This window comes from Sinanaerobacter sp. ZZT-01 (genome assembly GCF_035621135.1).
Taxonomy (GTDB): domain Bacteria; phylum Bacillota; class Clostridia; order Peptostreptococcales; family Anaerovoracaceae; genus IOR16.
The window spans coordinates 682,000-695,750 of the sequence record NZ_CP141728.1 but is presented as its reverse complement, the minus strand read 5'-3'; the positions used below and the strand labels follow the sequence as shown (position 1 = coordinate 695,750).

Sequence of the window (13,751 nt, the reverse complement as noted above, 5' to 3'; positions counted from 1 at the left end):
ATGCTGGGGATCATTTTTTTTCTTCTGGTAGCTGCTATATTACTGATGCAGACTTGGCATATTTCCATCCCGAAAGTAGTTCACCTTTCTTTCAGAGACAATGCAGCGAAACGGAAACGAATTTATATCATTGCAGAAAATGCCCTCAATCCAGTGGAGAGAATCATGGTAAAAGTGGACAGTCTCTTAAAGAAAATTCATAAAAGCTGGAATTACTTTTATAAGGTTGTAGCTGTTTTTTTCTTAGCCGGATGTATGTGTGGAATCGGCATCTTCAGGGATGTGACGCTCTCCCTTTTCGCTGGAGCAGCCTTTACGCCTCTAGCATATCTGTTCTTGCTGTTTCGGACCATGTCAGCTAGACGAAGAGAGCTGGAGGAACTAGAGAGTGTTATGTCCATTATTACCAATGCCTATCTAACAAGTGATGACATCATTGGAGCATTTCAGGTATATGTGGAAGAGAAGAATCGCTATGTAGATGAACGGTTTCGAGAAATTAATCCCTTTGATGAGTTTTTAACAGATGTACTTCTGATCAACCCTAATGTGGAACGAGCATTGATTTTGCTGGACGGAAAGATTGACAATCGGCACTTTCATGAATGGGTTAATAAGCTATTGCTTTGTATGAAAGATAGAAGAATGAAATTTAACCTACAATCCACTCTGCGGGCAATGAATGATCAGAAAAATATACAACAGGAAAGTGATACTGCGATGATGACGGCATGGAGAAATTATCTCATGACTGTAGCTGCTATGTTCTCTGTAATACCAATTTTGAAATTCGTTAATGTGCAATGGTTTCTCACTTTGACCCAGACCGTAATTGGGAAGGGATTTGTGATTGCAATGATTCTGACTTCGCTGCTGACAGCAGCTTATGTTATGAAAATCAATCGGCCAATTGAATAAGGAGGTTGTTATGTTACTGACACTGTTACAAATTACTATTGTATTGCTGGTGATTAAGGCTCTTGACCTAATTGGGCAGCATTACAACAAGGAGCCGCCAAGAGCTGCTACTAGAGCATTTCGAGGAACTATAAAGCCGAAACGCAATATAAAAGAAACGTTACAAGAGGAATTGGTGATGCCAATTGCAAGGAAGATTACTCCATGGATCAAACTGGAGGAACGACAGGCGGCAGAATGGAAGCTGCGGCTTGCCAGAGCTGATATAGATTGTAGTCCCCAGGAATATGTAGCTAGGGGCATTACCATAACAGGAATGACGTTTCTATTTACAGTAGTGGGACTGTACTTAGGTGGCTTGGTCATGTTTATGCCTATAGGAATCTGCATTGTTGCGATTTTGGGGTATCATCAGTTCACATTGTGTCCTGATATTTTAAAACAGAAAAAGGAGAAAATTTCAAAGGGATTACCCGGATTTGTAAGGGCAATCCTTTTTAAATTGAAGGAAGCACGGAGTTCTCCAGATCTAATTGGTATATTTGAAACTTATTTAGAGGTCGCAGATTCGGCTTTTCGATATGATGTTTCGCTCCTCATTATGGAAATGAAGTCAAAGAGCATTGAAACGGCATTGAGAAACTTTGCTAATCGGATTGGATTGACGGAAGTTAATTATCTGTGCAATACGTTAATTGGCGTGACTCGTGGAGAAAATCAGGAGCTGGCGTTAGATCGTTTAGCTAATGATATGGATCTGCGGGCAAGAGAGAATCTGAAACGGGAGTTGGATAAGCGTCCGGGAAAAGTTACGGTGGCTACGCTGCCGCTTGTTGGTGTGGCTATGACCGCCATGCTGTATGTGATTATTGCCAGCATTAGCTCTGGCTTAGGAAAAATGATTTAATTTTAGGAGGAAATGAAAATGAAAGTAAAAGCTATGATGAAGAATGTGAAAGAAAAGTATAACAAAGCGTGCATTGGTTTCTTTTGTAAGCTACAGAAGGATGAATCCGGCATGGCAGGGTGGGAAATCCTGCTGGCAGCATTAGTAGGAATTGTGATTGTGGGATTGCTGTTAAAAGCAGTTAGCCCTACAATATCCAACCTTTGGGATTCCATGGTAGACAAGTTTAAGTCCTTGCTGACTGTTTAGGTGGCAAAATGAGAAGGAGAAAGTTACAGGCTTTTCAGCGATGGAAAGCCTTCTTTTCCGGTAGAGAAGGTGAACTGCTATGGGAACCAATCGTAATCATGCTGATTATTGTCATTATGATTTTGAACTGCATGAATTTGCTTCAAATGATGGTGAAATACCAGCATGTGCACTATATTGCCAAGGAGCTTGCGCAGACCATTGAACTGAATGGACAGGTTACAAGTGATGTAAAGGAGCAGCTTCGAGATTTGAATGATAAATTACAAACGAATGCAAAAATGACCGTGGAAAATATAAGGTATCTTGATTCTTCTAAGAAAATACAGTTTCGAGATTCCTTTACGGTAGTGGTGGAGGACAGTTATGATATGACTATTTTGACACCGGCATTTTCAAAACGGCCGGTTGTATTAAAAATCCCTATAAAAAGTACCATTGAGGGAATGTCTGAAGTGTATTGGAAGGATTATTAGCAATGAGGAATTTATGCAAGGATAAGCGGGGAGACTTACTCATCACCACACTAGCTATTTTCGTTTTGCTGCTTGGTATGGGAACCTTTGTAGCAGAGTATCTTAAAGTAAATGGTATCAATGATCATTTAGAAACAGAGTTGAATCGAGCGGTAAACCTATCCATTAAAGAAGCCATGTATGATAGTTATCGGCAAGATTATTTAAACAAGCTAGATCCTAATGTGGCAAAAGATAAGTTTTACCGATATTTATATGAAGATCTCGATTTAGATTCCAATATGGAGAAGCATCAACCAGGTCAAAAAAAATATGCTTACAAAGTAGAAATTCAAGATATAGAAATCGATGGAGAGAACGCAAAAATGAAGGTAAAAGCGGTTGCAAATGTACCATGTGTATTTGTAGGACTGCCGGATTGGCAGCTTCCCATTAATGTAGGAAGCAGAAATATGAGGGTAGATGGAAAGTAATCAACCAGCTGTAATAAAATGAGGGGAGAAGATAGTGTGCAGAAAATAAAATGGATATGGTTTCGGATTCGTGAATACCCTGGATGGTGGTTGTTTGTAATTTTTTTGCTGGAGATATTTTGGGTTATTGCGGAAGCGATAGTAGCAATAAAGAAAATTATGGTATAATGTGCTAAGGATTACCGTTTGGCGGTTGGTCACTCCCATGAAGGGGGGATGCTATGGTTACATATGAAGGGTTATTTGCCTATTCGGGTGTGATTATAGGGGTTATCACCATTTGCTTGATGATATACCTCAAAAAATAGCAACGACCGCTTAAACCTGAGAATTTAAGCGGTCTACTCTGACATTTCGGACTAGCCGCCAGTCTCAAAAGCGGTAATCCTTTTATATATGTATCATAGCATGTGACGTGGTATGCGTCAAGAATTACCTATTTTAATAAAAATTAAGAAAATTTTGTTTTTTTTGCTTGACTTTTGATTTCTTATTTGTTATCTTTTAGGCAAATAAGACTTTTTTGAAAACAAATTCTTTGAAGGGAAGTTGTAAATTTATGGAGGCACAAGATAGTTGTGTAGAAAGAGAGACTGCTTTGATTCAGCGGTTGATTGAAGTAAGAGCAGAAAAGGGATTATCACAAAGGGATCTTTCTGCATTATCCGGAATAAGGCAATCATCTATTGCCCGTTTGGAAAGAATGAAAGCTACCCCTCAGATCGATACGTTATTTAAGCTATTACTTCCATTAGGGTACACGATTGAGATAGTGCCGTTCAATAAAAATCGGGAAAAAGAATGTATGGAGGAGAAAAAATGAAAAAACGATATATATTATTAGCCGTGACTTTGATTGTCAGCATTACATCTGCTGTTACTGCTTTTGCGGCAGATGCAAAATTTAAAGATACAAAAGTAACTGATTGGTATTACCCATATATGAGCAAAATGGTTGATAAGGGAGCTATCAGCGGGTATCCGGATAAGACCTTCCGGCCAAACAAAACGATGACGAATGCGGAGTTTATTACCACCATCGTCGCAGCGACAGTAGGCAAACAAGATAAAACTGGCCAGCATTGGGCAAGTGGCTATTTCGAGGCAGCAAAGAAAAATGAGATGCTGATTGGGGATGAGATGCAGCAGTCAGATTGGAATAAACCGATTACACGTCAGAAGATGGCGGTTGTCATAGCAAGAACTACAGAAAAAGTGCTAAAGGAAGAGCCAATTGCCAATGCAGATAAATTTAAAAATGAAATAAAGGATTATGCAGGACTTTGTGACTACTGCAAACCATATATTTTGCAAGCTTACGGGAAGGGTATCATATCAGGTTATCCCGATGGGACCTTTGGAGGAAGCAAAACTGCAACAAGAGCTGAGGTTTGTTCTATGCTGACAAGGATGCTGGAGCCGGCAGATCGAACCACCGAAAAAGTGGTGGATAAAGACAAGACGGGAACAATCAAGGATATTATTACAAATTCACAGGATATTTTTGGGGGAAAACATCTGACCACATATGTAATCTCTGATCCGAAGCTTTGGAATATGGAACTTGGGGAGGATGAATTTTCAAAGCATGTTATTATGAAAGATCCTGGATTGGAATTTTTCGTAATCAATGGGAAAGCAGTTGATTCTTTTTGCTCAGTAAAAATGAGGGATGGGCGCTTTGCAATAGAATATGAATTACTATTGCATAAAGAGAATATGCAGGGACGTGCACCAATAGACATTACAAAAGTAGACTACATTGGCAGCTATGATACAGTTAACCCAGTGCTGACTCTAATACCAAATCCATTTAAAAAATAAATATTTAAAAGAGATAAATCGCCTGCTTTTTTACAGGCGATTTTCTTTTGCAAAGAAAGGATAACAATATGAGAAAAAGAATCTTTTGTATGCTTCTTAGTTTGCTCATGCTAGGGATGTCAGTTATACCGGTATTTGCAGCAGAAGAAATAAAAACGGAAAAGAAAGTAAAGTTTGTCACCAGTGTAATCTTCATCTGGAGGAATAAGACACAAGAATGGGATCCAGCAGCCCCGCAAGATTTATACACCATTAACACGTCAGCGACTTTAGAAAAAGGCGCAAAGAATGTGAAAATTTATCCTTACGATATGGACAAACATGATCCGGGAACGGCTACGGATGGGGCAAGAGAAAAGATGATGTATGATAAAGAATATATGCCATATGCCGCTTCTGAACTAAGTCTTAAATTAAAAACAAAGCCGGATGCACAAGGAAAAATTATATATTCTTATCAGTTTAGAGTACAGTCTAAAAGGCTTTATAATGTTGCCGATCGATTAAGAAAAGGAAAAGAACAGGAAATACGAGGTCTATTAGGCTACGTTTCTCCGGAAATCGAGAAATTCCTTAGTTATGCGAGAAATAATACCTTGTCGGATGATATGCAGGGGCAGCTTTATTTTATGCCATACGTCATAGAGTGGGATGAACCTGTGGTTGAGGAAGTACCGGAAGTTCCACCATTTGTAGAGCCGGAGCAGCCAACACCACCGGCAGATACCAAAGGCTGTAGTGATGTGATTAAATGGTCAGAAGTAAAGGCACATACTTATTATTGTGGAGGTTGTTTAATAGGTGGAGGCTGCCCCGGACACACCTGCAGGCATGTTTATACGTATCAGACTACTTTAACAGCCAATGCAACAGTTACACCGAATAAATTGAAATCTGGATATGGTTTTGGTGTGACAGTAAATAACAGCATATTTACGAAACAAATCAGTGATAAAGGGGTATGTGGAAAAAGCTTAAAAAAAGCGAACAGTAAAATTCCGGTGCCACCGGCAGCGGTAGAAATAAGAAATGGATGGACAGTAAAAAATCGGCTTGGTACACAATTAAGAACCGTTCAGCTTGAAAAATCTTCATCCACGGCTGTATTCTCAAAATTTACTTGTCGTAAGAATCGTATCAGTGAAATCAAAGAGCGTAAGATTTACACCGATGTAGCACTAAAAGGTACAGGGAAGAAGCCTGTAACACATCCCATTTCGATTGTAATCAGCGGTGGGGGTGTTAATGGAGTACCTTTCTGCAAAACCATCCCGAAAACGATTACCATCAACGGAAATATGTATGAGGATGATTTTACAGTAGATCGTAGGCCATAGGAGAGATGTGATGGCAAATTATGTATGTAAATATGAAGTTTGGCCGGAAAAGGGTGAGTATGCCCTATATCGTAAATTACAAGATCAAGAAGAACGATATTACTTAGATGAGCTAGAGCGACTAAAAAATGTAAAAGGGGAACTTTGGCTTCACTTAGAATCTGGAAAAGATTCTAAGAAGTTAGAGAAAAGAAAACGCAGGTTAGAGGGAGAAACTTTATGAATGTTATCTTGACACTCATTCCTTTTTTTATTTTGGTATATGGTGCATATTGGGATTTTAGAAAAAGGATCATTCCTAATAGTGTGCCTATTTTGCTCATAATATTAGGGGTATTGCAGTGTTGTATCCTTAATACAAACAATATAGCATTGGGAGATCGGATTGCTGGCATTATCTTGCCAGCAATCTTATTGTTTGGACTTTATATTTTTAATTCTAACGGTTTGGGAGGAGGTGATTACAAATTACTAATAGCTATGGGATGGCTTTTGGGATTAGCAGGATTTATAAAATTAATGCTGGTTTCGTGTATTTTATCCATAGTATATTGCGTCATTCACAAAACAAAAACGGTACCGTTTGCGGTACCTATATTTATATCTTATAGTTATCTTATATGCTTTAACTATATAGTTTAAAAGGAGAAGAATACTTTTTCTACTTTATTAGGAACAAAACCTCAACAAGTTTTAATAAAAATATGTGGGGTTTTGTTTTTGTTTTTTGAAAGGAGCCCATCCATGAAAGAAAAGGAAATTGTAAACGTTCTGCGGGTAGAAGGAATTATGGCCCAGGGCTATGGACTAAGTCCCAAAATTATAATGAGAGATAAGAGATTGACATTAGAAGCAAAAAGTATTTATTGTTACTTGGCTTCTTTTGCCGGAAATGGAAATCAGGCGTTTCCGAGCAGAGATATCATGCTGGATGAATTGCAAATGTCAAAAACTCGTTATTATAAACATTTAAAATATTTAATTGATATGGACTATATAAGAGTGGAACGCTTAAAAGAAAAGGGCAATATTTTTGGAAAAAATATATATACCATTGTTTCACTTCCGGATCCACAGGTGCAAGAAGAGCAGCAAGAATCTACTTTAAAAGAGTCTAACCCTACATTGACTCAAAAGAGCAGTCGAGAACAGAAGGAATCTTCTTACGTAAAACCTAGAAAAAACAATATTGCACACTTAAAAGTAAAGGGAAAGTCTAGTGTGCAGGAACTCAGAGAACGTTTGGAGATTGATCGTTTAAAAAAATCAGACACACAACATTCCAATCTAATTGAAGAAATATTTATGGCTATAGAAGATATGGACAGCAGCGAACAAATTACTATCGCTGGTGCAGTTAAGAAAAAGGATGCCATTCAGGAGCTTTTAAATCGCCTCACACCGGATCATATTCGATTGGTGACACATAATGTTTCCGCTAACAAAAAAGGCTTTGTAAACAAAAAAGCGTACCTACAAACGTGCATCGCGAATAGTATCTTTGATATCAATAATAAAAAACGGGAAGCAGAGAATTTAATTGAGAAGAAAAAACAAGAGGAAGAAAGGGAAAAAGAAGCGGCTACTAAACATAAAAAACAAGTCCAGGAATTATATAATACATACCCGGCTTTAAAAGAAATGGATAATCAATTGATTTCTCTCTCAAAGGAAATGTCAAAAGCAATTTTATCAGGGAATGAAGTAACTCATAAAAAACTAAAAACAACCCATAGTGAATTAAAAACTAAAAGAGAACTTTTTGTTAAGAAAAATGGGTTGGAAGGATGCATTTAACATGTATTTTCCCCGATGTCCTCATTTTAAGGACATCGAGAAAAACCTTAAAAAAACCGATGTCCCAGTTTTAAGGACATCGGGAGAAACGTTGAAATTTGAGATGTCCTAATTTTCGATGTCCCTAAAACGAGGACACTAATAGAAACAGTCTTACTAGAAACAGTATATATATCTTAAGTATTACGTTATTATACTAAGATACTTTAATAATAGTCATTCATCATTCAGTCTATAGGGAGAACCGACGGACGGAAGGAGGGAATGATTTTTTTATTGGAATTATTAAAATCGGTTTTAAGAGTTTGTTTTTTAGAAGCAATAGGAAATTACATTAAAACAAAAAACAAACGTCACAAGCAAGAATAGAAGGCTAGAAAGGTATTTGTAGTATGAGTCGAAGTGCAGAAATGAAAAAAGAAAAAAATATAGAACAGATTGCATTATTAGAATTAACAAGAAATGCTCGAATTTTACAACGGCAATTAAAAATCATGCGTGGGATGCCCTTATCCTTAGTGCATCAAAAGCAAGTGAATGAAATTATAAGCAATTTGGAAAAGGAATTTAATATTTATAAGATTTAGAATAGGAGCAAGTTATGAGTCTATGTGAGCGTGATTGTAAGCGTTGTGTTTTACAACTTCAATGCCAAGGATGCTCTTTTTGCGAAATGGCTTTTTGCGCTAGAGATTGCCATCGATGCTTTTCATTATGTCCAAGAAGAGGAGCTTCTTATGCTTTGCTCCACAGCATTGGAGGTGGCGAATTATCTTTATCAAAAAATAACGCAAAGGGTTTACCCTTGAACATACCCGTGCTTCCGGATCATTTGACTGAGCCAATGGATTTAGGTGAAATTATCGGTGTTCATGGAGGTAATTTTCTTACCAGTAACGGTGAAAACGTTGCAAGAGTATATCGAAAGAAAGGAATACAAGAGACCTTAAATCTTAGTAACGATCCAAAAGCAGTGCTGCAATTTTACATTAAGGATCGAACGATAGAAGGATTATGGGATAATCGAAAAGAATTATATAAACAGTTATTGGAGTTTTCTTGGGCTGCAGTAATTGCGCCCAATTTTTCTGTTTATGAAGATGCTCCTAGAATGGATCATTTGTACAATATCAAACGCAGCAGTATTGTTTACAACGAAATGCTGGAAGAGGGACTTCCGGCCGTCCCAGATATATCTTGGTACAACCGCATTGATTTAGATCAGTGGATTCGAGAGATTCGGAAGAATCATATTAAAACGATTGCTTTTAGCTTTCAAACAGTCAGCACACAATCAAAAGCTTCAAATACATGGAGGCATTATTTAATGGGATTTGCCTATTTAGTCAGTCAATTAGATGATGACGTGGAAATCATCATCGCCGGCTTGGTATCTCCGGACCGTCTTCAGATGCTACGAACTGCGGGGAAAAGTAAAAATAGGATCTCCGTATTAAATCAAACGGCTTATATTCAAAGCCGACGCGGAATTTTATCGGAAAAACCGACTGAAAGTGCCGGAGAATTGACAAAAAATCAGATATTGAAACGAAATATAGATTTTTACACACAAGAGTATGAAACAATGAATTTAGGGGGATCTAATTATGCCAAAGTCGAGAAATAACAGCATTGGAAATCGTTCAGAAACTACGACTTATAATGGGAGATCGAATGGAAAACCGATTGGATGGTTTGGAAGTTGATGTAACCATGGAAAGTCGAACTCGTGGATTAGAAAACGTACACGTATCCTTCCTTGGTTCCGGTACGAACGTCAGATCCGGAAGCGGAAATACTTATCATGTTGATATAGATAGCGGTAGCTGCACTTGTCCGGATCATCAGCATCGCCATACAAGATGCCGACACATAGAAGCTGTAGAAATTGCGCAGGGGCAAGTAAGCCAGGGCATAGTGACAGGAAATCTTCAAAATGAAGCTATTTCACCCAATCAAGTTATTGGGGAATATATGGCTCATGAACAGCAATCAGAAATAAATATTTGCCAACAACAGCATCAAGACGATGCTTTCTTTTACAATGATAATCCGGAGCAATTTCGACAGGATATGGAACGTTTGGCAAGAGAGCCAATTCCGTATTATAGAGAAAATGTGTTAAATGGATCTGACGTTACTTTTGGTGTGGAATTGGAATTTATAAATGGTGATAGTAATCCAATTGCAGCAGAGTTATATCAGCGTGGAATTTGCAGCAGCCGTCGAATGCAGCGATATCATTCTCAAAGTAATCCCGGAAAGTGGAAAGTGGAAAGAGATGGTTCCGTTACGAGTGGAAGATTTGGTGGAGAAATCATATCCCCAATATTGCAAGACACACCGGAAACATGGAAACAGATTGAAACAATTTGTGAGGTTGCAAAACGACACGGTGCGCAGGTTAATTATAAAACCGGAGGACATGTTCATATCGGTGCAGAACATACATTAGATGGAAAAAGACAGCGTTGGAGACGCTTTTTTAAAATGGCAGCTGGATTTGAAGAAGTGTATTTCAAACTTTCCGGAGGCGAGCAGGGAAGATTTCGTGGAGGCGGCTATGCACCTTCTTCCAGAGAGCAGAACCGAGACGGAATAACTACACGAATGCCACAAGGAGGGGAAACACATATATTTCAAAATGTTATGGATCAGATTTCTAGGGGAAGATATCAGAGTGTTAACATTCGCCCTTTTAGAGCAAAAAAAACAATTGAATTTCGAGCCTTTAACGGTACTTTAAACCCTGGTATCATTCAAGCAAATATAAAGTATGCTGCTGGACTCATCAACTCCGCGGAACGTTCAAGAATACAATTAAGTGAAAATTTTGAAGTAACAGCTGAAGATCGAAAACGTGGAGAGATTATTAATCAATATGAGCAAAACAGCGGGCAATCTGATCAGGCGATCATGAATGTATTGGATACGGTTTGTTCCAGGAAACAGGATAAAGAGCATCTATTATCGGTACTTGTTCGAAACGAATGGTTTAATAGATAACTATAAAATAGATAAATGTAACTAAATAGTTGACAAATAAAATTAAATCGTGTTATATTCTACGTTAGAAGAGGTGATTATAGATGATGGCAGAAAAAATCAAAATATTGCTTATAAAAAATAAGTTATCGGTTGCAGATTTAGCAAAAGCTCAATCTACAACGCCGCAGAATTTATACAATAAATTTAAAAGAGATAATTTCTCAGAGCAAGAACTTCGAAAAATTGCGGAAATATTAGGAGCGCAATTAGAAATTAATTTTATATTAAAAGATGGGAAACGGATATAGGAGGATTTATGATTCAATTAGTATTTGATGGGCAGAAAGAAATAAAAGAGAAAGAAGGTAACTTCTTGATAGCAACTTTGGATAGGAATATGTATGAGGTAGATTCCTTTAAGGAAATGGCTGCCGTAATTTGTGGGGAAGAATATTTAGATTGTGATTCTGCGGAAACTGAGATGCATCTGCGTATTAATGCTGCTAAAAATATAGGACTTTGGGTGATGACCGCGGAAGAAATAGAAAATGGTTTACTTGATACGGAGGAAGATGAAAATGCTGGGTTTGAGGAGAGCATTATCATTTATGATGAGCGAATCGGTAAAATTCCTTATAGCTATACGGATCCGGTAGTGGATTATGATATTCACGGAGATCCGCAGCTGATCCGTGTGGAATGCGATGAAACTTTTATCTATTCCCTGGAAAAGAATCGCTTAATTGCTGCATGGGAAAAGGTAGATGGGGAATATCAGAGATTTTTACTGACAAAGGACTTAGATGCACTGATTGAAAAAGAGCTGGTTCCATTTAAAGAAGCTGCTAAAAAGCAGGGAAGAGTTCCGCTCCATAAGAAGCTGGGGGAATAAGGGGTAAGTATTTAAAATGTATTCATGGGAGTTTTTATGAAGTATAAAGAATTTTTAACAATAGAAGAAGCTTCTGATTGGGGCGAAAAAATTTATAAAGAATGGTCTAGTCATTATTTAAACAATACAGATATAATGGGCCTATTAGGTAGAAAAACTACATCTCATATGACAGCGCCTATTCAGTATTATTTAGGATATGTTCATAGAAATGTGAATGCTTATCTAAGAGGGACTGAACAAAAAAAATCTCTAAAAATTTCTGCACTAATAGACTTTTTAATTTATTTACTTCTTGATGCACCACGTATTCCTGAAGATATAATTGTGTATCGAATCGTTCCAGATTATTTTATTAGCAAGATGATATCTGATTTCAATAATGGGATTCCTACCTGCGAGGAAGGGTTTTTAAGTACGTCTTTAGTAAAAAATGCACTGCTTTCTAGTTCTGAATGGAAATTTAAAGCTTCACATATACTTCGAATTAGAGTTCCTCGAAATACAGTTGGTATCTATGCTACTTTGATAGAAAGCAGAATAGATGAACAAGAAATGATGCTTTTTCCGGGTGGATTTATTCGTCCTATCGGAGATCCCAGCACACCAACGATATTTTTACATAATTTAAAAAGAATATTTTTATATGAATGTGAGCTTTTTTATTTAGATACATTAGAATTAATATAATAAAAAATTAAATGATATATATAAATGAAGGAATTTTATCATATCGAATATGTACACCATTGATGTGCTGATTCTTCTGTACCGATATCATTTAATATACCAGCGACTTGTCGATACGGCATGGTATATCGCTGTGAAAGATAGCGCATAGAAGCGCCGAGTTCGCCATCGGGTCCGCCGTATTGGGTTAAAATAATTTTAGCTGAGCGTGCGTCTGGTTTGGTTATATTAACCGGATATTGCAGCATTCTTTCATATGTCCACATACTCTTATACACATCCTTCCCATGGCCAAGGTGATTCTACCCACGTCCAAGTGTTTCCGTAAACATCTTCTGGAGTAATCGGGCCAAATTGTTTAATATATGCTGTCGCTGTTTGACTTCTTAAATCGCGATATTTTTTGTAATATTCCAGTGCTGCCTGATCGGTAGGATGGGTATCTAAATACAGGTTAATATCGGTTATTACAAAATCTTGAATTTGTAACCGTCTCATTAAATTTTGTTGTTCTGTCATAACTATCCTATTTCACTCCTATTCCACTGAACGGTAAATCTAAATCAGGGAAAATAGTTCCTCTTTCGAGAGCACGCATCCCCTCATAAGTTCCATTCCACATCTGCATAGGAACATAGGCCATTGCTAAAGGTAATTGATCTAAAGGTAAATTTCCATTAACGGTTTTAAAAACCGGATTGGGAAAATTGTGGTCTAGTGTAATTTCACCAAACTTTAGTGCAAAATCATCCACGATAAAAGCTCCTTTCTATGATAGAAGTTGACTGTTTCCAGTCTTCAAAATTATTCTATGCTTTCTAAAAAAAATGGTGCATAAAAACAGAAAAGCTGTCATATCCTTATTGGATAGGCAGCTTTTCCTGGTAAAAACAGGTATTTGCAGGTTGTTTTTAAACTATTATCATATAATTAAACATTTGTATTTATTGTTTTATTTTTCATTTGTTGTAATTTATATCAAGTTCATCTGATTTATCTTTATTATTTTTAGTTAACGTCTGTAACAACGTCGGCATCGACAAACACAATTATAGCTACAGCAATTCGTGCAGCATCTGCAAGAATTTGAACCGCAGCGACTGCCAACGAGATACCCGACAAGAAGCGGAATAATAGGCATATAACATAACCTCCTCTCTCGGACTCTATTTATTATATGCGTAAAATGGACTCGTTGTG

20 protein-coding genes and 1 pseudogene are annotated in these 13,751 nt (G+C 37.4%); 18 read left to right on the top strand and 3 right to left on the bottom strand.

Annotation, left to right across the window (positions count from 1 at the left end):
• The 18 genes from U5921_RS03410 (at position 1) to U5921_RS03325 (ending at position 12,551) form a co-directional block, all read left to right on the top strand.
• On the top strand, positions 1 to 918 hold the full coding sequence (locus U5921_RS03410; protein WP_324825076.1) for a hypothetical protein: 918 nt from the start codon (positions 1 to 3) through the stop codon (positions 916 to 918).
• 10 nt (positions 919 to 928) lie between these two features.
• Entirely contained in the window at positions 929 to 1,825 is an 897-nt protein-coding gene (locus U5921_RS03405; protein ID WP_324825075.1) for a hypothetical protein, read from the top strand.
• Between the two features lie 18 nt (positions 1,826 to 1,843).
• Positions 1,844 to 2,074 carry a hypothetical protein gene (locus U5921_RS03400; RefSeq protein ID WP_324825074.1) on the top strand — a complete coding sequence of 77 codons (231 nt, stop codon included), beginning with the start codon at positions 1,844 to 1,846 and terminating at the stop codon, positions 2,072 to 2,074.
• Positions 2,075 to 2,082: 8 nt separating this feature from the next.
• Positions 2,083 to 2,550, top strand: coding sequence for a DUF4320 family protein (locus U5921_RS03395; protein WP_324824320.1), 468 nt, complete (start codon positions 2,083 to 2,085; stop codon positions 2,548 to 2,550).
• Positions 2,551 to 2,552: 2 nt separating this feature from the next.
• Positions 2,553 to 3,023 (top strand): hypothetical protein, encoded by a 471-nt coding sequence (locus U5921_RS03390; protein ID WP_324825073.1) that lies wholly within the window; start codon positions 2,553 to 2,555, stop codon positions 3,021 to 3,023.
• A gap of 36 nt (positions 3,024 to 3,059) precedes the next feature.
• Positions 3,060 to 3,191: a hypothetical protein gene (locus U5921_RS03385; protein WP_324825072.1), complete on the top strand. Its 132-nt coding sequence runs from the start codon at positions 3,060 to 3,062 to the stop codon at positions 3,189 to 3,191.
• Between the two features lie 391 nt (positions 3,192 to 3,582).
• Entirely contained in the window at positions 3,583 to 3,846 is a 264-nt protein-coding gene (locus U5921_RS03380; RefSeq protein WP_324825071.1) for a helix-turn-helix transcriptional regulator, read from the top strand.
• Positions 3,843 to 4,847, top strand: coding sequence for an S-layer homology domain-containing protein (locus tag U5921_RS03375; protein WP_324825070.1), 1,005 nt, complete (start codon positions 3,843 to 3,845; stop codon positions 4,845 to 4,847). Before U5921_RS03380 ends, U5921_RS03375 begins: the two co-directional genes overlap by 4 nt.
• 68 nt (positions 4,848 to 4,915) lie before the next feature.
• Entirely contained in the window at positions 4,916 to 6,184 is a 1,269-nt protein-coding gene (locus U5921_RS03370; RefSeq protein ID WP_324825069.1) for a hypothetical protein, read from the top strand.
• 10 nt (positions 6,185 to 6,194) lie between these two features.
• A complete protein-coding gene (locus U5921_RS03365) occupies positions 6,195 to 6,407 on the top strand; it encodes a hypothetical protein (protein ID WP_324825068.1) in 213 nt (70 codons plus the stop codon).
• Positions 6,404 to 6,826, top strand: coding sequence for an A24 family peptidase (locus U5921_RS03360; RefSeq protein ID WP_324825067.1), 423 nt, complete (start codon positions 6,404 to 6,406; stop codon positions 6,824 to 6,826). Before U5921_RS03365 ends, U5921_RS03360 begins: the two co-directional genes overlap by 4 nt.
• A gap of 102 nt (positions 6,827 to 6,928) precedes the next feature.
• The gene (locus U5921_RS03355) at positions 6,929 to 7,981 is read left to right on the top strand and encodes a helix-turn-helix domain-containing protein (RefSeq protein ID WP_324825066.1); all 1,053 of its coding nucleotides are present in this window, start codon (positions 6,929 to 6,931) and stop codon (positions 7,979 to 7,981) included.
• Between the two features lie 410 nt (positions 7,982 to 8,391).
• A complete protein-coding gene (locus U5921_RS03350; RefSeq protein WP_324825065.1) occupies positions 8,392 to 8,568 on the top strand; it encodes a hypothetical protein in 177 nt (58 codons plus the stop codon).
• 14 nt (positions 8,569 to 8,582) lie between these two features.
• Entirely contained in the window at positions 8,583 to 9,608 is a 1,026-nt protein-coding gene (locus tag U5921_RS03345) for a DUF4417 domain-containing protein (RefSeq protein WP_324825064.1), read from the top strand.
• A 47-nt stretch (positions 9,609 to 9,655) separates the two neighbouring features.
• A complete protein-coding gene (locus U5921_RS03340) occupies positions 9,656 to 10,987 on the top strand; it encodes an amidoligase family protein (protein ID WP_324825063.1) in 1,332 nt (443 codons plus the stop codon).
• An 83-nt stretch (positions 10,988 to 11,070) separates the two neighbouring features.
• Complete coding sequence (locus tag U5921_RS03335) at positions 11,071 to 11,277, top strand: helix-turn-helix domain-containing protein (RefSeq protein ID WP_324825062.1); 207 nt, start codon at positions 11,071 to 11,073, stop codon at positions 11,275 to 11,277.
• A gap of 8 nt (positions 11,278 to 11,285) precedes the next feature.
• Positions 11,286 to 11,861, top strand: a complete 576-nt coding sequence (locus U5921_RS03330) for a hypothetical protein (RefSeq protein WP_324825061.1) — start codon at positions 11,286 to 11,288, stop codon at positions 11,859 to 11,861.
• 36 nt (positions 11,862 to 11,897) lie between these two features.
• Positions 11,898 to 12,551 carry an ADP-ribosyltransferase gene (locus U5921_RS03325; protein WP_324825060.1) on the top strand — a complete coding sequence of 218 codons (654 nt, stop codon included), beginning with the start codon at positions 11,898 to 11,900 and terminating at the stop codon, positions 12,549 to 12,551.
• A 62-nt stretch (positions 12,552 to 12,613) separates the two neighbouring features.
• On the opposite strand, the pseudogene U5921_RS03320 reads toward U5921_RS03325, so the two are convergent.
• From U5921_RS03320 to U5921_RS03310, 3 genes and pseudogenes are all read right to left on the bottom strand, one after another.
• A pseudogene (locus U5921_RS03320) lies at positions 12,614 to 12,817 on the bottom strand (manganese catalase family protein); the annotation flags it as partial.
• A 4-nt stretch (positions 12,818 to 12,821) separates the two neighbouring features.
• Positions 12,822 to 13,070 (bottom strand): spore coat protein CotJB, encoded by a 249-nt coding sequence (locus tag U5921_RS03315; RefSeq protein WP_324825059.1) that lies wholly within the window; start codon positions 13,068 to 13,070, stop codon positions 12,822 to 12,824.
• A 7-nt stretch (positions 13,071 to 13,077) separates the two neighbouring features.
• Entirely contained in the window at positions 13,078 to 13,305 is a 228-nt protein-coding gene (locus U5921_RS03310) for a spore coat associated protein CotJA (protein WP_324825058.1), read from the bottom strand.
• Between the last annotated feature and the right edge of the window lie 446 nt (positions 13,306 to 13,751).

Bases quoted from the DNA above. Each gene is read 5' to 3' on its own strand.
- U5921_RS03410 (WP_324825076.1), top strand. From the start codon at position 1: ATGCTGGGGATCATTTTTTTTCTTCTGGTAGCTGCTATATTACTGATG.
- U5921_RS03405 (WP_324825075.1), top strand. From the start codon at position 929: ATGTTACTGACACTGTTACAAATTACTATTGTATTGCTGGTGATTAAG.
- U5921_RS03400 (WP_324825074.1), top strand. From the start codon at position 1,844: ATGAAAGTAAAAGCTATGATGAAGAATGTGAAAGAAAAGTATAACAAA.
- U5921_RS03395 (WP_324824320.1), top strand. From the start codon at position 2,083: ATGAGAAGGAGAAAGTTACAGGCTTTTCAGCGATGGAAAGCCTTCTTT.
- U5921_RS03390 (WP_324825073.1), top strand. From the start codon at position 2,553: ATGAGGAATTTATGCAAGGATAAGCGGGGAGACTTACTCATCACCACA.
- U5921_RS03380 (WP_324825071.1), top strand. From the start codon at position 3,583: ATGGAGGCACAAGATAGTTGTGTAGAAAGAGAGACTGCTTTGATTCAG.
- U5921_RS03375 (WP_324825070.1), top strand. From the start codon at position 3,843: ATGAAAAAACGATATATATTATTAGCCGTGACTTTGATTGTCAGCATT.
- U5921_RS03370 (WP_324825069.1), top strand. From the start codon at position 4,916: ATGAGAAAAAGAATCTTTTGTATGCTTCTTAGTTTGCTCATGCTAGGG.
- U5921_RS03365 (WP_324825068.1), top strand. From the start codon at position 6,195: ATGGCAAATTATGTATGTAAATATGAAGTTTGGCCGGAAAAGGGTGAG.
- U5921_RS03360 (WP_324825067.1), top strand. From the start codon at position 6,404: ATGAATGTTATCTTGACACTCATTCCTTTTTTTATTTTGGTATATGGT.
- U5921_RS03355 (WP_324825066.1), top strand. From the start codon at position 6,929: ATGAAAGAAAAGGAAATTGTAAACGTTCTGCGGGTAGAAGGAATTATG.
- U5921_RS03350 (WP_324825065.1), top strand. From the start codon at position 8,392: ATGAAAAAAGAAAAAAATATAGAACAGATTGCATTATTAGAATTAACA.
- U5921_RS03345 (WP_324825064.1), top strand. From the start codon at position 8,583: ATGAGTCTATGTGAGCGTGATTGTAAGCGTTGTGTTTTACAACTTCAA.
- U5921_RS03340 (WP_324825063.1), top strand. From the start codon at position 9,656: ATGGAAAACCGATTGGATGGTTTGGAAGTTGATGTAACCATGGAAAGT.
- U5921_RS03335 (WP_324825062.1), top strand. From the start codon at position 11,071: ATGATGGCAGAAAAAATCAAAATATTGCTTATAAAAAATAAGTTATCG.
- U5921_RS03330 (WP_324825061.1), top strand. From the start codon at position 11,286: ATGATTCAATTAGTATTTGATGGGCAGAAAGAAATAAAAGAGAAAGAA.
- U5921_RS03325 (WP_324825060.1), top strand. From the start codon at position 11,898: ATGAAGTATAAAGAATTTTTAACAATAGAAGAAGCTTCTGATTGGGGC.
- U5921_RS03315 (WP_324825059.1), bottom strand. From the start codon at position 13,070: ATGACAGAACAACAAAATTTAATGAGACGGTTACAAATTCAAGATTTT.